A 20,651-nucleotide genomic window follows, 5' to 3' on the forward strand; every position below is an offset into this window, starting at 1 on the left:
ATGACGACTCAAACAATAAGGCAACCCGCTGTAGCAGGAATGTTTTATTCCGGAGACCAACGCACTCTGAAACACGATGTTGATGCAATGCTCAAAAAAGCAACTCCAGAAAAACCACACGGCTCAATTGTCGCTTTAATTTCACCCCATGCAGGATATATGTACTCAGGTTTGACGGCGGCACATGGATTTAAACTTCTGCAAAAGAATAAGTATGATTGTGCAGTGATTGTCTCGCCGAGTCATCGGGAATACTTCAAAGGGATTTCTGTGTACAACGGCACGGCTTACAAAACTCCGCTCGGAATCATGTCGGTTGACGAATCGCTTCGTGATGCAATTATGACGCAATGTGAGTTCATTGAAGTATCGTCTCGCGGTCACGGCGCCGAACACGCGATTGAAGTTCAACTTCCGTTTCTTCAACAATCACTTGGCGATGTGAAGATTCTACCAATTGTCATGGGTGATCAAAGCAGCGCACTTTGTTTCGAGTTGGGAAACGCCCTTGCGAACGTGTTGAAAGGAAAAAACTGTTTACTCGTCGCCAGCACTGACCTTTCACATTATTATCCTTATGATATTGCAAATACGATTGACAGCCGGACAATCAAACATATCGAACAATTCAATTACGAAAAGTTGATGAGCGATTTAGAATCCAATCATGCGGAAGCATGTGGCGGTGGACCAACGGTTGCCGTTCTTTCTGCGGCGAAACAACTCGGCGCAACGGAAATTCAAATTCTCCATCAATGTAACTCTGGTGATATTACGGGCGACCACACCGGGGTTGTCGGTTATGTTTCCGCTGTGGCAGTAAAAGCAAATTAAATGAATAAGAAACAATTTCCTCTAACAACAATTATCGGCGCTGGCGCGGTCGGTTCAACACTTGCGCAAGCGCTTCATAAAAAAGGGTATCCGATTGTTTCTGTCATCAGCAAGACAGAAACATCATCAAGCAAATTAGCCCGAAAAGTTCATTGCAAACTTGCCTCAACTGATTTCAAGAATATTGATCCATCAACTCGATTGATTATAATCGCCGTTCCTGACACAGAACTCTTTGAAGTCAGTCACGCCATCGCCCGTTTGAAAACTCTTATTTTCAAACAGCTACTCGTTGTTCATACTTCGGGTAGGTATCCGGCTTCAACCTTAAACACAATAAAAAGAAAAGGCGCGGCTGTTGCATCGCTACATCCAATTCAGACATTTCCGAAACCTGCAAAGAGCAAATCTTCTCCAATCTCTCTTGATGGAATTTACTATGGAGTGGATGGGGACAAAAAAGTACTCGCAAGAATCAGAAACATCATACATGACCTGAATGGAAACATGGTTATCATTCCGGCAAGGCTCAGACTGTTGTATCATGCAACGTGTGTGTTTTCATCTAGCTACTTTGTAATGCTTACCAATATTGTGGCAGAACTTTCCCAATCATTGAAGTTGAAAGAACCTTGGCAAAAGGTCTTCGGTCCATTAACGAACGCTGCAATCAACAATGCACGTACACAAACTCCGGCTAACGCTCTCACCGGTCCGATTATGAGAGGCGATATCTTCGGCATTCTCAATCACATGGAAGCGTTAGAGCAATTTGCACCTGAGTTTCTTCTTGTTTATACTTTCGGTGCATTGGAAATTGCACGAATCGCTGCGCGCGAAGGATTGATTTCCGAACAACAACATAAAGAAATTGGTCGCATGTTCAGCGATTTATTCAGACAAACAAATTTATCACCCAAACGAAAGGTCAAAAAGTGAAAGCGCTCATCGCAAGCGGCGGACGCGGCACACGTCTCCGCCCGCTCACACATACGCAAAACAAACATCTCATTCCCATCGCCAACAAACCGATTTTACATTATGCAATCGAAGCAGTGGTTGATGCAGGCATCAAAGAAATCGGCATCATCCACAACGCGGATAGCGATGAAGTGCCGAAAGCAATCGGCGACGGCAAACGTTGGGGTGTGAAAATGACCTACATTCCACAAGATGCTCCACTCGGTCTTGCACACGTTGTGAAAATTGGACAAAAGTTTATCGGCAAAGATGATTTTATTTTTTACCTCGGCGATAACATGGTCGTCGGCGGAGTGAAGCGTTTTGTAGATGAGTTCAAACGAAGCGGATGCAATTGTTTCCTCACTCTTTCCAAAGTGAAAGACCCGGAACGGTTCGGTGTTCCTGAAATCAAAAAAGGAAAAATCATCGGCGTTGAAGAAAAGCCAAAGAAACCGAAAAGTCATTTTGCTGTTTCCGGCATTTACATTTATGACTCAAATATTTTTGAAGCATGTAAGAATATCAAACCAAGTGGGCGCGGCGAACTGGAAATTTCCGATGCGCACCAATACTTAATTGACAAAGGTTACACCGTCGGCTACAGTGAAATCACCGGTTGGTGGAAAGATACCGGAAAACCTGCCGACCTGCTCGAAGCGAATCGTCTCGTGTTGGATAATATTCAACCCCGCATTGATGGGGATGTTGATAAATCTTCTTCGGTCGCCGGAAAAATAATTTTAGAAAAAGGCGCGAAGATTATCAACAGCGTCGTCCGCGGACCGGCAATCATTGGCAAGAACGCTGTCATCGAAAACAGTTATGTCGGACCCTTCACTTCCATCGGTGATGAATCCATCATAAAAAATTCTGAAGTGGAATTCAGCATTCTTCTCAATCAATGCAAAGTAATTGATGTGAAGATTCGCATCGAAGGAAGTTTGCTGGGCAACGAAGCAGAGATTGTCGAAGCGACCGGAAAGCCGCGAGTGCATCGGTTTATGATTGGAGACCAAAGCAGAGTTGAAGTTGTCTAATAGATTGACGATTTACGATTGTAGATTTTTTCATTTTTAATTTTACATTTTGCATTGATACTAAATTATGAATTACCAAACCATCCTATTTGAAACAAAAGAACGAATCGCGTTCGTCACCATCAACCGCCCCGACAAACTGAATGCATTGAATGCTCAGTGTAAGGGTGAATTAAAAGAACTGTTCACGTCACTCAAATCGAATTCAGAAGTTGACGTTGTCATTCTCACCGGAACGGGAGAAAAGGCATTCGTTGCAGGTACCGACATAACCGAATTACTTTCGCTCAACGCCGAAAGCGGAAAAGAATTTGCTTCAGGCGGACAATCAATCTTTGATTTGATTCAACATCTTGGAAAACCTGTCATCGCGGCAGTGAACGGATACGCGCTTGGCGGCGGTTGCGAACTTGCGCTCGCTTGTCACATTCGCATCGCGTCGGAGAATGCAAAGTTCGGTCAGCCGGAAGTAAACCTCGGTGTCATTCCCGGCTACGGCGGAACGCAGAGACTTACTCGTCTCGTCGGCGCGGGAAAAGCAACTGAGATGATTCTTACAGGAAATCCGATAGATGCGCAGGAAGCGCTTCGCATCGGGCTTGTGAATAAAGTCGTTCCGCTTGCTGAACTCATTCCAACATGTGAAGCGATAGCGAAAACAATTCTCGGCAAAGGCCAACTTGCAGTGCGAATGTCTTTGAAAGCAATCAACGCAAGCATGGAAACATCACTCAGTGAAGGACTCAAAGTTGAAGCCGGATTGTTCGGTGAAGCGTGTAGCACGAACGATGCAAAAGAAGGAATCGGGGCGTTTCTTGAAAAGCGAAAACCCGCGTTTGTTGGAAAATAATTTTTGAGAAGCAAGTAATTAATCGGGGATTCAAAGACGAAAAGAATAGTTCATAGTACAACCTGAAAAAATCATGCTGTGGCAATTCTTTGAGGCAAACTCCGTATGGGGCGATTCTTTAGGTTAGTTCTAAGAAAACTATAATTCATAAAAAGATTATTTGGGTATCGGTTTAAATTCTGGAAAATTAGAATCTGGATTAATCTTATACTTTGACAACCAATCTCTTGCTAAGCTTTCTGGGATTTGCTGAAAGTTGGAGACAGAGCCTTCGATAAATTGTTGATAATTTTGCGGAATAAAATCGTACAAAGAATTAACTACTTTACAAGCTGTATTATGTGCCCACCGAATACCTTCAGAGCAATTCAGTTTATGTTGCCACAAGTAATCCAGTGAATTCTCAATATCTAAAGCAGGTAAAATTATTCCCCGTTCGTTTAGTGGCATAATATATTTGGGTGGTTGGCTCTGCATTTTATAATGAATCAGATCGTTTCTGATTTTGATGAGAAGTACCATATCTTGGTAAGGTTGAGCATCATGAGAAAAGGAAACGCCAAAAAGTAGCTGGGGAAATAAAAGGAGCTTTACATTAAGATCGACTGTATCAACCCAGTTTTTTGGCAAATTCCACAAAAACGACTTCCGTGTAATAACTTTGGGAATGATTTTCAAAAAAGTTTCGTTTACAAATGACTCAATACTTGCAACAGCCATGACATATGATGGAAGCCCATCATTTGCAAAACCATTAATCCCATAACGAACTCCCTTCTTAGTAACCATAAAATCTAGAGAGTCAAAATAGATTTTTCGGACGTGACGTATGAAATCTCCAGAAATTGTAACCGACATAAAATTATCATTTGATGATTAAATGTAATAGATAGTCAAACACTACCCAAACTGTGCAACCGGTACCGTTCTCTTTACGGCAAAAGATTTTTTATGCAACTTAATCCGTTCAATTTCATGTAGGGTTGCAGCCTCAAGATAGCTCTCACCACAGTGGGGACAATTCATCACCGGAATATTTTCGATAATAAACATTTCCTTTTCTATGCCATACGTTCTTGCAATTTTCCGTTGTTGAACACCTTCTTTGCCGCAAATATCACATTTCATAAAATTTATTAATAAGATTAATTTATAGTGAATACACAGTAATGATAACTAATTTTCCCGTCACACTCAATTTTGTCACGACTTCAATCTCAGTAGGCAATTTACTCGAAATGCGATATTTCCACTCAGAAGTCTCGACATCTTTTTGCCGTTCTACAATTTTTCCTGTTAATATGCATCGCTCAATATCAAAAATCGAAAGACTATCATTCATCATTTCTTCTTCTGCATGAATGGTCATGACGTATTCGCTCTTGCGAACACATTCCCTCATTCTATTAAGGATGGTATCAAACACGTAGTAAAATCTTTTTCTTATTTTGACAGATATAGTTTACAAAATCATTTCATTTTAACCAATATTGAGGAGAATGTTTTGTTAATCTATGCTTTGGAAAGCAAACTCAGAATTAGTATTTTGAAATCGAATTGAGAAACAATTTCATTAACAATCCTCAAACAATGAGCAACATCGAAGATATTCAATTTGAAAAACAGAAGTGGGCGGCGAAGGCGGCGGCTACTTCTTCCCGTCAGGTAAAATTTACAACTGTTTCGGGCGAACCGATTGAGATGTTGTACACTCCCGAAGATATTGCCCATCTGAATTTCCTCTCGGACATCGGTTTCCCCGGCGAGTTTCCCTACACACGCGGAATTCATCCCAACATGTATCGCGGTAGATTGTGGACGATGCGACAGTTTGCCGGTTTCGGAACTCCCGAAGAAACAAACGAGCGCTATCATTATTTGCTCAAGCATGGACAAAACGGACTTTCTGTTGCATTTGATTTGCCGACGCTCATGGGACGCGATGCAGACGACCATCTTGCAATAGGTGAAGTTGGAATTTGTGGCGTTGCAATCAGTTCGCTTGCCGATATGGAAATCCTCTTCAAAGGAATTTCACTTGCAGATATTTCGACTTCGATGACCATCAACGCGCCTGCCGCGATGTTGCTCGCGTTTTATATTGCCGTCGCGGAAAAGCAAGGAGCGAAACCGCACCAACTGCGCGGCACAATTCAAAATGATATTTTGAAAGAGTATATCGCACAGAAGGAATGGATTTATCCTCCGCATCCTTCGATGCGAATCATCACCGACATGTTTGAATATTGCACGAGGGAAATGCCGCAGTGGAACCCGATTTCGATTAGCGGCTACCACATTCGTGAAGCTGGTTCTACGGCCGCTCAAGAATTAGCGTTTACTTTAGCTGACGGATTTGCGTACGTCGAGGCGGGAATCGAACGAGGATTAGATGTTGACGAGTTCGCTCCGCGCCTTTCCTTCTTCTTCAATTCTCATTTGGATTTTTTTGAAGAGATTGCCAAGTACCGCGCCGCGAGAAAAATCTACGCGAAGCGAATGAGGTACAAGTACGGAGCGAAAAATCCCCGCACATGGATGCTTCGCTTTCACACACAAACTGCCGGCTGTTCTTTGACAGCACAACAACCGGAGAACAATATTGTCCGCACGGCGTATCAGGCATTGGCAGGAGTTCTCGGTGGAACACAATCGCTTCATACAAATTCGATGGATGAAACGCTTGCCCTACCGAGCGAGAAGGCTGTGAAGATTGCGCTCCGCACTCAACAAATCATCGCTCATGAAATCGGTGTAACGAACACGATTGACCCGCTTGCAGGAAGTTACTTCATCGAGTCATTAACCGATAAGATGGAGAAAGAAGCCGAATCATATTTTGAAAAGATTGACGCGCTCGGCGGCGTCATCCCTGCAATCGAAGCAGGATTTTTCCAACGCGAAATTGCTGAAGCCGCGTATCGCTATCAAATGGAACTTGATAAGAAAGAAAAAATTATTGTCGGTGTGAATGACTTCATCGAAGAGAATGAAAAGATTGATATTCCGATTTTGGTGATTTCGCCTGAAGTCGAAAAGAAACAGCGGCAACGTCTTGCAGAAATCCATTCGTCGCGAAATAATGAAGAGGTTGCGGCAACGTTGAAAGAACTTCGCCGCGCCGCTTCGGAAAATCTCAATCTCATGCCGCGGCTGATTGATTGCACCAAAGCATATGTCACACTCGGAGAAATGTGCAACGCTCTTGAAGAAGTATTTGGCGTGTACGAAGAACCTGCAGTGTTTTAATTTCATTATCATAAGTAAACTTGGGAACCCAACTCCGCTACATCCTCGCCTCGATGCGGCTCCAGCAATGGATTAAGAATTTCTTCATCTTTGCCGCGCTGATTTTCTCCGGGCATCTTTTCAAACAAGAAGATGTCGTGCAAACGATTTTCGGATTTTTCTTTTTCTCATTTCTTGCCAGCAGTATTTACATCATCAACGATGTTACTGATTTGGAAAAAGACAAACAGCATCCGGAAAAATCAAAACGCCCGCTCCCATCAGGCAAACTGAGTGTTTCCACCGCCATCTTCATTTCAATTCTTCTCCTCATGGTAGGACTTGCAGGAAGTTTTTCCCTCTCGAAGGAATTCGGTTTCGTCGGTTCTGCGTATCTTGCCATCAATCTCCTGTATTCTTTCGGATTGAAAAATATTGTCATCCTTGATGTCATGACCATTGCATCGGGATTTGTGTTGCGTGTGGTTGCAGGCGCAGTCCTCATCAACGTTCCCACTTCCGAGTGGTTAATTATCTGCACTATGCTTCTTTCATTGTTTCTCGGATTCAACAAACGACGACATGAACTCACGCTACTCGACGAACAAGCGAACACGCATCGTTCCGTTTTACAATTTTACAGCCCGTACTTCCTCGACCAGATGATTGGAATCGTCACCGCATCAACAGTCATGTCGTATGCACTCTACACAATTTCTGAAGAAACAATTAAGAAATTCGGGACGAAGAATCTCATCTATACCGCTCCGTTCGTACTGTATGGAATTTTTCGGTATCTTTATCTTGTTCATAAAGAACATGAAGGCGGCAACCCGACCAAACTTGCCGTGTCGGACAAACCGCTTCTCTTCAATATTATTTTATGGATAACAATTTCTGCATTTATCATCTATTATAAACCATGAAATCAAAAGTCGCTGTTCTGAAAGTTACTCCCAAAACAATTCTTCAAGATGTTGAACAACTTATGCACCTTGCCGGATTCGAGCAAGCGCTTGCTAAAGGTTCGACGACAATTCTGAAAGACAACATTTCATGGCACTTCCCTTTCCCTGCCGCCAACACAACTCCGTGGCAAATGGAAGGAACCGTTCTCGCGCTCCGCAATGCCGGATATAACGACATCACCTGCGTACAAAATAAAACTGTCGTGACGAACGCATTCAAAGGGGAAGACCTGAACAACTACGTTCCCATCTTCAAGCGATACAATATTCCTGTTCTGTATAATTTCAAAGAAGAAGACATAACATGGAAAACGTACAAGCCGAAAGCAAAGATGCACGTGCTTGATAACATATATCCCGAAGGAATTACCATCCCGGAATATTTTGAAGGAAAGAATATTATTCATCTACCGACGGTGAAATGCCACATTTACACGACAACAACGGGAGCGATGAAGAATGCTTTTGGCGGATTGCTGAACACGAAGCGACACTACACTCACTCATGGATTCACAAAACGCTTGTTGATTTGCTTGCCATCCAGAAAGAAATTCACTCAGGAATTTTTGCAGTGATGGATGGAACCACTGCGGGAAACGGTCCCGGTCCCCGCACGATGTTTCCTGTCATTAAAGATTACATGCTTGCAAGCGAAGACCAGGTTGCTATAGATGCTGTCGCCGCAAAAATGATGGGCTTCGACCCGCTCAGTCTTGAATATATCAACGTCGCGCATCAGGATAAACTCGGTGTCGGAGATGTGCGTGATATTGAAATCGTTGGCGCGGATATTTCTAACGAGTCGTGGGGATTTCACGTCGGCGATAACGGCGCAAGCATGGTTGGTGATTTAATGTGGTTCGGTCCGTTGAAGGGAATGCAAAAACTTTTCTTCCACACTCCGCTTGTCAATGTTTTCATTATGGGTTCCGAAGCATACCACGATTATTACCGTTGGCCCCTCAAAGACCGGAAAGTATTTGAAGATTGGAAAGCGAACACGCATTGGGGAAAACTCTTCACTGAGTATGAAACCGGTGAAATTTGGAAACAAGCTATTCACTCTGCTGCCTAATTGGTTGGCGGTTTCGGGTTTGTGGTTTGTATTCTTTCGTTTGTTGATAATTCTCGAACCTGTAACCGCTAACCGCCAACCGTCAACCACAAACTAATTGAGTAAACAACCTAAAGCCGAATTCCTCCTCTTCCTCACGACCTTCGTTTGGGGAAGCACATTCGTTGTGGTGAAAGGTTCGCTTGATGATGCCTCTCCGCTCTTCTTCATTACTCTACGATTTCTTCTCTCCTCGGCGATTTTATTTCTCGTTTTCTACAAAAAGATTCGAGCGATGACTACTTCCGCTCTTAAGAGCGGAATCATCCTCGGACTTTTTCTTTATGTTGGATTTGCAGTTCAAACAGTTGGTTTGCAATATACGACTGCTTCCAAGTCGGCATTCTTTACGGGAATGTTGGTGGTGTTTACTCCAATCGTTCAGTTCATTATTGAAAAACGACTGCCGTTATTGGGAAATATTATCGGAGTGATTCTCTCCGCCATCGGTTTGTTTCTTCTGACATCACCTGAAGGTTCCGCATTCAACATCGGCGATGCGCTGACGTTACTCTGCGCAATCCTTTTCGGATTTTATATTGTTTATTTAGATGTCGTCTCGCAGAGAGATGACAGAGATGTTCTCACCTTCATGCAGTTGTTCGTCTCGGCTGTGTTGGGAGTAATCTCTGCCCTCGTGTTTGAAGATATTCGATTCTCATTCAACTCCGATTTGATTTCTTCGTTACTCTACCTAACCATCTTTGCAACCATTCTTACAACATGGATTCAAAATCGTTTTCAGGGAGATACGACACCGACACGCGCCGCTGTCATCTTCACGCTCGAGCCTGTTATCGCCGCAACGTTTGCCTATTATGTCAGAGATGAAATGTTAGGAACGACCGGATTGCTCGGTGCGGGAATTATTATTACCGGATTATTGATTTCTGAATTTTCAGGAATGATTCCTGTCCTCAACAAAAACTTCGGAAAATGAAAAAGCCCGTCATTTCTGACAGGCTTTCTCAACTACCCAATACTCATCTACTTTTACTTCATCAACATCATCGTCTTCGATGAATGAAATTCGCCTGTTACAAGCCGATACGTGTAAACCCCGCTCGACAAGTTCGAGGCATCCCACTCAACCGATTTGTAACCTGCTTCAACATTTCCTTCAACCACAGAAGAGACTTCTTCCCCGAGCATATTATAGATTTTCAGGGTAACATAACCGGAAACAGGCAACTGGAAACTGATAACCGTTGTCGGGTTGAACGGGTTCGGATAGTTCTGTTCTAAACTGAAGGTTTCGGGTTTATGGTTTCGGGTTTCGGGTGTGTTGCCGTCGCCTTCAGGCGGCGGGGGTGGTAACTCGTTCATTGCAACAATTTTTATTTTTCCTAATGACAAATAACTATTGACTAAGGACGACAGTATAAGCGTTCCCGCCTGATTCACTTTTACCCAATATCCTTTTCCTGGTTGAATAGTATTCGTGATGGAATACCCGCTTGTGTATTCATAAAACTCAGAGGTAACAATTCCCCCCGGATTAGAAGTAATCATGTTGACTGAAAGCGGGTCAGAAATTGAACCGACTAAGTTCCATCCTTCGCTGACCGGTATTGACTGGTATTGATGAGTATTTCCAACGACGCCAACATTTTGCGCGCCGTTGAATTTCATCCAATATCCAACACCGTTTGCAAGAGTTTCCTTTTCAACATACGCACCTTCAAAAGCAAACGCTGATGAAGTTGAACTACCGAACAATGTTGATTTTCGATAATCAGGAACAGCTAGCGGAACGGAAAGCAGATTCCACCTGTGATTCACAGAGACTAAAATTGTTTTTGTTCCGGTTGTGAAGTTCCAACCTGAAGTCCATTCGCTCGCGCCGAAATCATTCAGCGAACGAACACGCCAGAAATATGTAACTTCATCTCCCAACGGTCCAACGATTGTTGATGTTTGAGTGATTGTCGTATCATCAAAGACAATTGAAGTGAAAAGTGAGTCCGTAGCAATTTGTAGATGGTACCGAGTTGCATCTACCGCACTGTTCCACTCGAATTGCAAGGTAGATGGTAAATACGTCGAACCGTTTTCCGGTTCAACGAGAAGAGTCGCGGCTGGCGGAGTTCCAAGCGTAGAAAAACTTCTGATTTCTGAGAACATGCTCGTTCCACCAATGTTCACCGCTTTCACTCTCCAGAAATATTTCGAGTCAAGATTCAATCCCGAAACTTCTTTCGAAGTATCGGTTAGCGTGGAATCATCAATCAACAAAGAAGTAAAATTGGTATCGCTTGCTAGTTGGATGATGTATGAAGCGGCTCCGGAGGCTGTATTCCAGGTTAAGGTTGTCGTAAGGGGAAGTAATTGCTGAGCGTTTGCCGGAAACACAAGTGTTGGCAAAGCAGGCGGAGCGACGATGGTTGTGAATGTCCATGCATCTGTGAAGTCACTTGCACCGACATTATTCTTTGCCCAAACGCGCCACCAGTATTGCGTGTTATAATTCAACGGTTGAAGCATTTTCACCGTGTCGGTCAGTGTAGAATCGTCAAACACGTTTGAAGTGAAATCAACATCAGAAGCAACTTGTAAACGATAACTCAATGCCGCTGAAGATGAGTACCAACGTAACGTCGGTCTTCGAGGAATATTGAGCGAATCGTTCGGCGGATAGTTGAGCGCAGGCGTACTTGCCGCGGCTGTGTCATAATTCGGATTCCACCCGAACAAACGAATATCATCAACATAAAATCCATCACGTTGTTCTCCGCCATCTGCCGCGACACGGAAACGGATTTTGATTTGACTTCCTGAGTAACTGCTGAGGTCAGCATCTTGTTCTACCCATGTTAACCCCGGCGTGTAACTTTCAAATCCCCAGGCAGTTGTCGGTTGAGAAGTTGCACGACCTGAACCGGAATGTGAAAGTTTCGTTTTCAATGTCGCCCAACTGGAGCCGTTGTTGGTTGAAATTTCTACTGTTGCAAAATCCCACGAGGGTTCGATAGCCCACTTCGTCCAGAACTTCAGTTGCGAATACTGATAACTTACCAAGTTAATTTGACTGTTCAATGTGAGCGAATTGTTCGCGTTCGCCAAATAGTTACCACTCGGACTATCCGTAAAAGCATTGGGTGCGGAATGTGATGTTGTCGTCACTCCCCAACCGGAACCCGTCGTCCAATTCCCTGTGCCGCTCGACGCACTGTCTGCAAGCAATGTCGCAGGAGTTCCCAAAAACATTTTTATCGTATCACGTTTCAAAAATCCATCGCCATCTGTTTGCGTGATATACAGCCAGAATGGAACTCCGGTCACCGCTGTTCCGATTACGTTTCCTGTAAATGTCACCGGTGTTGTAACTTGCTTAGGGATGCTATCAACAACAATAGTAGACGATAAAAACTGCACTGACGCATCAGAGGCAGCGATGTTGACATTCAATCCTTGTGCAGTTTTGAGTCCCTTGTTTTTTATGTTGAGCAATAACGAAAATGCCTCACCTCGGTCAAAAAATCCATTGCCTCCTTCATCAATAACTGAGTAGTTTTTCAGACTTGAATATGACCCTGCTAAGTAGGATAGTTCTTTATTCTGTCTGAGGTTTTGTTGTGCAAGAGGAAATATCTCACCGGTCGAGGGCCAAAAACCGGATGTTCCAACTTCGGGAGTCATCGCGAACGTTCGTGCTTTGCCGAGCGATGTATCTCCAAACATATAATCGTCCGAGTTCCCTCTTGTTGAATAATTGACTGTTTGTTGGTCGGTACCATTCGTGTAATGATTATCGGCAGTCATGTCATACGCCCACTCACGGTAAATGAGTGAGTCGCTGTTTTCACTTGATGTGTATCCGTATGGATAAATGAGATAATTTCCATAGGTGTGATAGTTAAATACAGTTTTGAAATTATGTGCCCGCATGAACACATCTATCGCCGCGTTTTCCGGTTCTGAAAATGGTGCTGTGCCGCGATACGTTTCACTGCTCGTCGTTGTGCTTGAGCCGCCATTCGATGCATTCCACATATAATACGGGCCATAGTTTCGATTAGGGTCAACGCCGTACGTACCGTCACCATTATTTTTTCGATTCTTTCTCCACATACCGCCGCCACTGGGGTTTGTTGTCTGATTATAGACATAACCATCAGCGTTCATCACCGGGATAAAGTACATTTGCCTGTTGTTCACGAGATATGTTGCTTCGTCGTTCGTTCCGTAGTTTTGCAACAGCCACCACATGTAATACATCACCGTCATCATCCCTTCCGGTTCACGCGCATGATGAAGCGCAGTGTACAAAACTTCCGGCTCGCCTTCTTCGGTATCCGGGTTATCGGAAATTTTTACAAACCACATTGAACGACCTTCAATTGTTGTCCCCATCGAGGCTTTCGTTGTAATGAGTGATGGGTATTGTAACTTCATCGTGTCCAATTGTCTGCCGACCTCTGCATACGTGTAATATCCTCCCATGCTTCCGTAGCCAAATCCAAGCGCATTGACAGGTTCTTTCGTCAACCTCGATTCTTCAAACTTTGCCATGTCATCAATAACAACTTCGAAACCGACACCCATTTCCGTTAGTTTCTCACGTTCAAATCTACCTGCGACAAACTCCATCCAATCTCCGACTTTGCCACTCATACCGCAATAATCAATCCCCGAAGACCACACTTGTTCGAGCGAAGTTCTGTCGGGAATGTAAATTTTGATGCGCGAAACCTTCTCAGGTGGTTCGGCAATCAACAATGAAGAAAGAAAAAGTGAAACTAATACAAGAAGTCGGATGTTCATGGTTGTGATGTTCATGGATTGTAAATTGTTAGGACAAATATAGAGAATTGCTGTGGGAATCTCAAGCATGAGAGATACAAACGGGTTTGGTTCTCAATCGGTATTTTGATAGATTTACCACCGAGTTTATTGACGAATGACGATTGCCTACGGCTCATTGAGTATCATTGAATCATTTTTATTATGAAGAATATCCTTTTCACTTTTTGCCTCTTTTGTTGTTTCACCCCTCTCCTTTTTGCCGGAGGCACGTATGATTTTCTCCGGCAGGATGTAGGCGCGAGGGCGGCAGCGCTGGGCGGAAATTTTGTTTCCGTCGCGAACGACCCGAACATTATTTTCTACAATCCTGCAGGACTTGCCACGCTTGAGAACAATAAACTTTCATTCGGGTATTTCAAACACCTGCTTGATATTAATTCGGGACACGCTTCGTACTCAAGAAACATCAATAATTTTGGAAGCGTCGGTCTCGGTTTGCTTTACACAAACTATGGTGAATTTCAAATGACGGGAGAAGAAGGTCAGGATTTGGGAACGTTCAACGCAGGTGACTTTGCCGCGGTGCTTGGCTACGGCGCCGAAATGGAAAACGGTTTGCAATACGGAGTGAACAGTAAATTTATTTTTTCTTCCATCGGAGGATACCAATCAACAGCGGTTGCAGTTGACCTTGGCGTACGGTACGTTGTCTCCCCTCAAAGTTTTATCCTCGGTGCAAGCGTGACGAATATTGGCGCTCAACTCGACCCGTATATCAACACAAGAGAAAATCTCCCGTTGAATGTACAGGTCGGAGCGACAATTTATCCTGAACATGTGCCTGCCGCAATTTCCATTGGCTTCAGTAAAATGAATGAGCAACAAGATAATATTCTCGACAGGTTCAAAACATTTGCTGTTGGCATAGAATTTACAGCAAGTGAAAATGTTGCGTTGAGATTTGGTTACAACAACGAGAAGCGTCGTGAATTAAAACTCGGTACAAGTTCCGGTCTCGCGGGATTTTCCATCGGCGCTGGCTTCCAATCCGAATTGTATATGATTGATTATGCGTTCAACTCACTGGGAAAAATTGGTTCGATTCACCGGGTAAGTCTTGGAATTAATATCAATTGACTCATTGAGGATTGCAACATTGCAGATTGATAAGAATAATTCAATCGTAAATCGTCAATCGTACTTCAGGAGATAAGATTTTCCAACAAACTCTGACTGAAGTAGAAAAGTAACATTCCCGCAAGAACAATAAGAGGTGCAATCCTGTTTTCCGAGCGATTGATTTCGGGAATTAAATCGCTGGCGCCGACGTAACAAACTGTTCCCGCCGTAAATGCAAATGCAATCCCCACCAACGATTGATTCACCTGCGCTAAAATAAATGCCGCAACGATTCCGAGCGTCGTAGCGCCGCCGATTGTGAGTAACGCAAGCATCGCCGTCTTCACTGTTTGTTTTGATGCAAGTGTAATGGATGCCACGGTAATTCCTTCCGGAATTTTATGGAGAATGATTGCAAAAAATATCAGCAAGCCGATAGAATAATCAAACTGCATTGCTGCCGAGATGGATAATCCATCGAAGAAGGCGTGAATCAACATCCCGGAAATTGCCGCCATACTCGCTGTTTTGGAAACCATGACTTCGTGGTGTGTTTCTTCCCCGAAATGTAAATGCCCGACAATGGTGTGTTCAAAAAAATGCAGGACTGCAAACCCCAAAACGATATAAAACGAAGCCGCGCCGCCGAGCAACTTCAAACTCTCCGGGACCAATTCAAAAAATACCAGCGCAAGGAGAAAGCCCGCGCTCAGCGCCATCAGATATTCCTGCGCTTTGCGGGGCCAATCTTTTTTGTATAACACCAGCACGCCGCCGAGAACTTCGACTGCGGACGCCAGCATACCAAATAATAAAATCCTTAGCATTATTTTCCGTACGGTGTTTTCAAATATTTCTCTGCAGACTTGTGCGAGTCCTGATACTCTTTCATATCCAGAACTTTTTTGTACTGTTTGATTGCATACTCGCGTTTCGATTGCGCATCATAAATCATCCCGACACGCAAGTTCGACATAATCATAAAACCGGACGGACCGTTCTTATCCAACGAACGGGAAAGGTCGTCCGCTTTGTAGAAATGACGTAACGCCGCATCGTGTCGTCCGTTTTGCATTTCGCTCAAACCAAGATAATAATGCGCTTCCCGCTCGACATTTTTGTTGTAGCCCAACTTGCCGATGCTTACATAGGAAAGAATCGAATCAAACTCTGCCGTCATTTCATCCCAATGTCCAAGCGCTGCGCGGCATCGTCCGACATACCGATGGAACACAACATTGTTCGGAAATTTTTCATGCAAGCGGGCAGCAATCTCTAACGCGTTCCCGAATTGCTTTTCATACTGAAACAACAATTGCATTAAAAAGTATGATGCTTCTATGTTGGCAAAGTTCGCCTTCTCCGATGCCTGTCGCAACTGGTTCATTCCCTTCGCGCGGTCGCCGTCAGGAAAGAAAATCATCAACGGCTTGACGAACGGATATTGTTCGGGAATCAACTCGGCATAATAATTATAAATACCGATGCCGAGCAAAACATCATAATTTGCCGGCGCCAACTTGTATGCCTGCTGAACAATCGGCAACGCAATTCTTCCGTCGTTTGCCGCTTTCACCCAATCTTCACGGTTCGCGTATAACCGTCCCCGAAACCCGATTGCACCTCCTTTGAAAAACAACGCTGTCACATCATCTTCATTCTTATCTAATCGTTCATCGCATACGTCAATTGTTTTCTCCAGCAATGTAATGAACCGTTCATCGTTCGATTCGTTATCGAGGTCAATGAGAATCCGTTCCCATTCAATCGTTGCAAGAAAAAAATGACCCGCCGGATGGTCGGGTTGGAGACGAATCAGTTCTTTAAATTCTTTTCGTGCATTCTCAAACTGAAGGTCATAGACATAATTGATTCCCCGTTGCGTGTGAACATTAAATAAAGAATCGGATGACCATTGCGCCTCAACATTCAAAACGTAAAACAGAAAGAGAATGGAAGAAAAAAATATTTTGTGAGATTGAAGATTCACGATTGAGGATGGTGATTCAAGATTAAACATCAAACAAAGAAAAAGAAAGCCGACCAGATGCTGATCGGCTATGATAAATTGATGAACAGGAAATTATCGTTTTGCCCATTCACCGTAACCGACGTTGTAATGATAGACCAAATCCACAAATCGTTCAGGAAACGCTCCTCCAATGCTATCAACCTGAAACCGGACATAGTGTCCATCATACGTGTAAGCAAAGTAAACTTTCTTCTGTGCAACGCTGACTCCTATTGTATCAAAGGAAGATAACAATGGTACATTTACCTGTTCATTAAGAGAATTATTTGCAGTGGCAACTATTCTCGTATCTCGCTTACCACTTCCTGATACAAGGATAAATCTTGGATTAGATAGTTTCAACGGCATATTTCCACTTCCATCCAGCCAGACATCAATATATCGCACAGTACTTGGTAGAAGATTGAACGTACTCTGTGTAGAAAACTGTAAACCACGTTCTTTGTCAGAATCAAACTCAAAGATACGTATGGAAGAAAACTTTTGAGCAGGTCCCCAAGAAAATACAGTTGCATTACTTACTTCGCCATTATCTCTAACTGAAAAAAGATAAAAGATGTAGTTTTCTCCATTGAGTAAACTATCTATCGTGTAAAAGGTAATTGATGCATCAACTTGAGTACTATCAACAAGCGTACTATCCACGCCAAGTGTCACTATCCTAACACCCGTAGCATTGCTTTGTGTCGTCCAAAACAATGTTACACTTCCATCCTTCGATAATGCTTTTACATTCGAAGGTGGCAAGAAATCATTTGGTTGAACCGGTCCCTCATCATTCTTACAGGATTGAAAAACTAAAAGGGCAAGGAGGAAGCAACCAATTACCTTCAACACTTTAAACTAATTCTTTTTTACCGGGTGATTATTTTTTTGCCCAAGCACCAAAACCACGATTATACGCGGTTTTAATACTTACCGTTCTATCCGGTGAGACACCCGACGTTCCTTTTACTTGGAATCTGACATAATGTCCATCAGCAGTATAAGCCCAATACACCCTATTCACAGAAACTGTTAATGAGGTTGTATCAAAACTGCTAAACGACGGTATATCAACCTGCGTATCTAAGTCATTAATATTGGGTGTTGTTGCAAATTTTGTTAAACGCCAGTTTGTGTCTGCGGGGTTCACACTTCTCGGGCATCGAAGTTGTAGTCCTGTTCCTCGTCCATCTAACCAGATATCTATGTTGGCTCTGTTGTCTGGTCTTCCACCGCTTCCAGAGGTCATAGTATATTCATTCCCAGTCGAGAACTGAAAACCGGAAGGATTTGGGTATGCAGAGGAAAACTCAAAAATATTTTTTTCCAGGAACCTTTCGGTCGGTCCCCATTGTAAACTATCCGCAACACTTTTCTCTCCATCGGTTTTTATAGCTTGTACATAAAACCAATAGTTTTGTCCGTTCGTTAAATTCTCAACAGTGTGCGTCAAGATAGATTTGTTAACCTGAGCACTATCCTTGTAAACCCGAGCAGCATCTCTTGTTATTATTCGATAATATGCAACATCTGCTGCATTTGATGCTATCCAGGTTAATGTCACTTTTGTATCTTTTGATAACGCTTGTAACCCCGATGGTGGATCAAATTCATCGGGTGGAGTTACAGTGTCCTCTTTATCGCATCCTGCAAGCAGTAACATCGCCATGCTTCCGAGAACGACAAGAAGGAGTATGGAAAAAATATTTCTTTTCATGGTTATTATCCCTAAAAAAATGAATAAATAATTTGATTAACTAAAAAACTTTGGTCAAAAGATACTGACTTAGGCGGTCAATTGCAACACGCTCTTGCGTCATGGAATCGCGGTCTCGAACCGTTACAGTCTGGTTTTCAAGCGTTTCCGAATCAACCGTAACGCAGAACGGAGTGCCGACTTCATCCTGACGGCGATACCGGCGACCGACCGCACCGCTGTCGTCATAGAACACACGCATTTTCGGTCTGAGTTCCTGCTCGATTTTCTTTGCAATTTCCGGCATTCCATCCCGGTTGACGAGCGGAAATATCGCCGCTTTGATTGGCGCAAGTTTCGGATGAAATTTCAACACGACGCGTGTTTCCGTTCCGCCTTCAGCCGTCGGCGCTTCTTCTTCATTGTACGCATTGACAAGAAACGCCATCGTCGAACGGCTCGCTCCAGCCGATGTTTCTATGATGAACGGAGTAAATTTCTCTTTCGATTCTTCATCAAAATACTTCATCGTCTTGCCGGAAAATTCCTCGTGACGGGACAAGTCGAAATTCGTCCGGTTATGAATTCCTTCGATTTCTCCCCAACCGAACGGAAACGCGAACTCAATGTCGTACGCGTCTTTCGCATAGTGTGCAAGTTTCCCCGGCTCGTGCTGGTGCCAGTTCAATTTTTCTTTTGGCATTCCGAGATTGACAAACCAGTTCATCCGTTGTTCTCGCCAGTACTCGAACCACTCAACATCGGTTCCCGGCTTGACAAAAAACTGCATCTCCATCTGCTCGAACTCCCGCGTGCGGAAAAGAAAATTCTTCGTATTGATTTCATTCCGAAATGCTTTCCCGATTTGAGCAATCCCGAACGGAAGTTTCTGCCGCGATGCGCTCTGCACATTCAGGAAGTTCACGAAAATTCCCTGTGCTGTTTCCGGTCGGAGATAGACAACAGCGCTCGAATCTTCCACCGGACCGACATACGTCTTAAACATAAGATTAAACGTACGCGCTTCCGTGAAGGAATTTTTGTTTCCGCAATTCGGACAGCTTAAAGCGGCGAGCAGTGAGTTTTGAGCAGAGTCCACACGCTTCTTGAATTCTTCAATAATAAATTCGTCTTTTTGTTGTCCTTGAAATTTTTCGGGTTCCAGTTCACGCAATACATCCTTCTGTTTCTTGACAGAAAGTTCATCAAACAAAATGTCCACACGGTAGCGGGCTTTGCATTGCTTACAATCCACCATCGGGTCGGTGAAATTCTCGACGTGACCGGATGCTTCCCACACACGCGGGTGCATCAGGATTGCCGCATCAATTCCTTCGACATCTTCACGGTACGTCATGGCTTTCCACCACTCATCTTTGATATTGCGAAGCAACTCAACGCCAAGCGGACCGTAATCCCACGCTCCGTTTAATCCGCCATAAATTTCACTTGATTGAAAAATAAACCCGCGACGCTTGCAGAGCGAGACGAGTTTTTCCATTAACTGTGTATCTGATTTTTGATTTGGTTTAGACATTATAATGATTCTATGAACTACTGTTTGATTTATCGTTTTCTTTTCTGTTTTGCTTTCGCGCTCTTTTTCACATCCTTCGTCTTCGTCTCATACACCCACGGAGCGGGTTTCAACACTAACGACTGCACAATATTTTTTCCTGCTTCGATATGAATCGTCACCGTATTTTCTTTGAGATTTTCAGAAGCGACAGCACGACCATCGTACCGTTTTGCCATCGCATGAAAGTCGGCTGTCATTAAAACGGAAACAAGTTCCGGTGGTGTCGGCACTTGCCGTTCGATTCTCACAAAATCGCTTTCCTTTGATTGAATCTTCTTCTTCCGAACTGCTTTCAGGAAGATTCCGTGTTTTACCAAGAGCGAATCCACCTGCACATTAATCTCATCAAGATTGACTTGCAGGAACGTCGGTTCTTTCGTCTCTGATTTTGCTACTGCACGGACAGGATTCTTCGTCGAGTACAACCCGAACGATATTCCTGCCAATGTCATGATGGCAAAAATACGGGAAATTAGTTTCTGTTCAAACTTCAAGGAAC

Annotated in this window: 19 protein-coding genes; 9 read left to right on the forward strand and 10 right to left on the reverse strand. The window is 43.6% G+C overall.

The annotated features are described in order from the left end of the window. The 4 genes from amrB (at nucleotide 1) to HY960_08810 (ending at nucleotide 3,684) form a co-directional block, all read left to right on the forward strand. The gene (amrB, locus tag HY960_08795; protein ID MBI5215837.1) at nucleotides 1–834 is read left to right on the forward strand and encodes an AmmeMemoRadiSam system protein B; all 834 of its coding nucleotides are present in this window, start codon (nucleotides 1–3) and stop codon (nucleotides 832–834) included. Continuing rightward, the gene (locus tag HY960_08800; GenBank protein MBI5215838.1) at nucleotides 835–1,773 is read left to right on the forward strand and encodes a DUF2520 domain-containing protein; all 939 of its coding nucleotides are present in this window, start codon (nucleotides 835–837) and stop codon (nucleotides 1,771–1,773) included. Next, nucleotides 1,770–2,834, forward strand: a complete 1,065-nt coding sequence (locus tag HY960_08805) for a glucose-1-phosphate thymidylyltransferase (protein MBI5215839.1) — start codon at nucleotides 1,770–1,772, stop codon at nucleotides 2,832–2,834. Before HY960_08800 ends, HY960_08805 begins: the two co-directional genes overlap by 4 nt. Before the next feature lie 67 nt (nucleotides 2,835–2,901). After that, complete coding sequence (locus HY960_08810) at nucleotides 2,902–3,684, forward strand: enoyl-CoA hydratase/isomerase family protein (GenBank protein ID MBI5215840.1); 783 nt, start codon at nucleotides 2,902–2,904, stop codon at nucleotides 3,682–3,684. Nucleotides 3,685–3,840: 156 nt separating this feature from the next. Here HY960_08810 and HY960_08815 read toward each other — a convergent pair whose 3' ends face one another. Genes HY960_08815 through HY960_08825 form a run of 3 tightly spaced genes read right to left on the reverse strand, consistent with a single transcriptional unit; the run spans nucleotide 3,841 to nucleotide 5,086 of the window. Next, on the reverse strand, nucleotides 3,841–4,542 hold the full coding sequence (locus HY960_08815; GenBank protein MBI5215841.1) for a hypothetical protein: 702 nt from the start codon (nucleotides 4,540–4,542) through the stop codon (nucleotides 3,841–3,843). A 42-nt stretch (nucleotides 4,543–4,584) separates the two neighbouring features. Beyond that, the gene (locus tag HY960_08820; GenBank protein ID MBI5215842.1) at nucleotides 4,585–4,812 is read right to left on the reverse strand and encodes a type II toxin-antitoxin system MqsA family antitoxin; all 228 of its coding nucleotides are present in this window, start codon (nucleotides 4,810–4,812) and stop codon (nucleotides 4,585–4,587) included. A 22-nt stretch (nucleotides 4,813–4,834) separates the two neighbouring features. After that, nucleotides 4,835–5,086 (reverse strand): DUF4258 domain-containing protein, encoded by a 252-nt coding sequence (locus tag HY960_08825; GenBank protein MBI5215843.1) that lies wholly within the window; start codon nucleotides 5,084–5,086, stop codon nucleotides 4,835–4,837. 188 nt (nucleotides 5,087–5,274) lie between these two features. Between HY960_08825 and HY960_08830 the strand changes: the two genes are divergently transcribed. The 4 genes from HY960_08830 (at nucleotide 5,275) to HY960_08845 (ending at nucleotide 9,935) form a co-directional block, all read left to right on the forward strand. Further along, on the forward strand, nucleotides 5,275–6,933 hold the full coding sequence (locus tag HY960_08830; protein ID MBI5215844.1) for a methylmalonyl-CoA mutase family protein: 1,659 nt from the start codon (nucleotides 5,275–5,277) through the stop codon (nucleotides 6,931–6,933). Between the two features lie 20 nt (nucleotides 6,934–6,953). Next, a complete protein-coding gene (locus tag HY960_08835) occupies nucleotides 6,954–7,838 on the forward strand; it encodes a decaprenyl-phosphate phosphoribosyltransferase (GenBank protein MBI5215845.1) in 885 nt (294 codons plus the stop codon). Beyond that, entirely contained in the window at nucleotides 7,835–8,956 is a 1,122-nt protein-coding gene (locus HY960_08840; GenBank protein MBI5215846.1) for a DUF362 domain-containing protein, read from the forward strand. Before HY960_08835 ends, HY960_08840 begins: the two co-directional genes overlap by 4 nt. A 97-nt stretch (nucleotides 8,957–9,053) precedes the next feature. Next, complete coding sequence (locus HY960_08845; protein MBI5215847.1) at nucleotides 9,054–9,935, forward strand: DMT family transporter; 882 nt, start codon at nucleotides 9,054–9,056, stop codon at nucleotides 9,933–9,935. Nucleotides 9,936–9,988: 53 nt separating this feature from the next. Here the strand turns inward: HY960_08845 and HY960_08850 are convergent, their stop codons facing one another. After that, nucleotides 9,989–13,774 (reverse strand): immune inhibitor A, encoded by a 3,786-nt coding sequence (locus HY960_08850; protein MBI5215848.1) that lies wholly within the window; start codon nucleotides 13,772–13,774, stop codon nucleotides 9,989–9,991. Between the two features lie 168 nt (nucleotides 13,775–13,942). Here HY960_08850 and porQ point away from each other — a divergent pair, with 168 nt between their 5' ends. After that, nucleotides 13,943–14,878 (forward strand): type IX secretion system protein PorQ, encoded by a 936-nt coding sequence (porQ, locus tag HY960_08855; protein ID MBI5215849.1) that lies wholly within the window; start codon nucleotides 13,943–13,945, stop codon nucleotides 14,876–14,878. Nucleotides 14,879–14,943: 65 nt separating this feature from the next. On the opposite strand, the gene HY960_08860 is transcribed toward porQ, so the two are convergent. The 6 genes from HY960_08860 to HY960_08885 all read right to left on the reverse strand — a co-directional run bounded on the left by HY960_08860 (nucleotide 14,944) and on the right by HY960_08885 (nucleotide 20,646). After that, on the reverse strand, nucleotides 14,944–15,687 hold the full coding sequence (locus HY960_08860) for a ZIP family metal transporter (GenBank protein ID MBI5215850.1): 744 nt from the start codon (nucleotides 15,685–15,687) through the stop codon (nucleotides 14,944–14,946). Continuing rightward, the gene (locus tag HY960_08865) at nucleotides 15,687–16,880 is read right to left on the reverse strand and encodes a tetratricopeptide repeat protein (GenBank protein ID MBI5215851.1); all 1,194 of its coding nucleotides are present in this window, start codon (nucleotides 16,878–16,880) and stop codon (nucleotides 15,687–15,689) included. The genes HY960_08860 and HY960_08865 overlap by 1 nt, the downstream gene beginning before the upstream one ends. A 63-nt stretch (nucleotides 16,881–16,943) precedes the next feature. Continuing rightward, the gene (locus tag HY960_08870) at nucleotides 16,944–17,729 is read right to left on the reverse strand and encodes a hypothetical protein (GenBank protein MBI5215852.1); all 786 of its coding nucleotides are present in this window, start codon (nucleotides 17,727–17,729) and stop codon (nucleotides 16,944–16,946) included. A 28-nt stretch (nucleotides 17,730–17,757) separates the two neighbouring features. Continuing rightward, on the reverse strand, nucleotides 17,758–18,594 hold the full coding sequence (locus HY960_08875; protein MBI5215853.1) for a fibronectin type III domain-containing protein: 837 nt from the start codon (nucleotides 18,592–18,594) through the stop codon (nucleotides 17,758–17,760). A gap of 40 nt (nucleotides 18,595–18,634) precedes the next feature. After that, nucleotides 18,635–20,110, reverse strand: coding sequence for a glycine--tRNA ligase (locus HY960_08880; GenBank protein MBI5215854.1), 1,476 nt, complete (start codon nucleotides 20,108–20,110; stop codon nucleotides 18,635–18,637). 29 nt (nucleotides 20,111–20,139) lie between these two features. Continuing rightward, entirely contained in the window at nucleotides 20,140–20,646 is a 507-nt protein-coding gene (locus HY960_08885; protein ID MBI5215855.1) for a hypothetical protein, read from the reverse strand. Nucleotides 20,647–20,651 lie beyond the last annotated feature (5 nt).

It is taken from the genome of Ignavibacteriota bacterium (assembly GCA_016212665.1).
Classification (GTDB): domain Bacteria; phylum Bacteroidota; class Ignavibacteria; order UBA10030; family SZUA-254; genus FW602-bin19.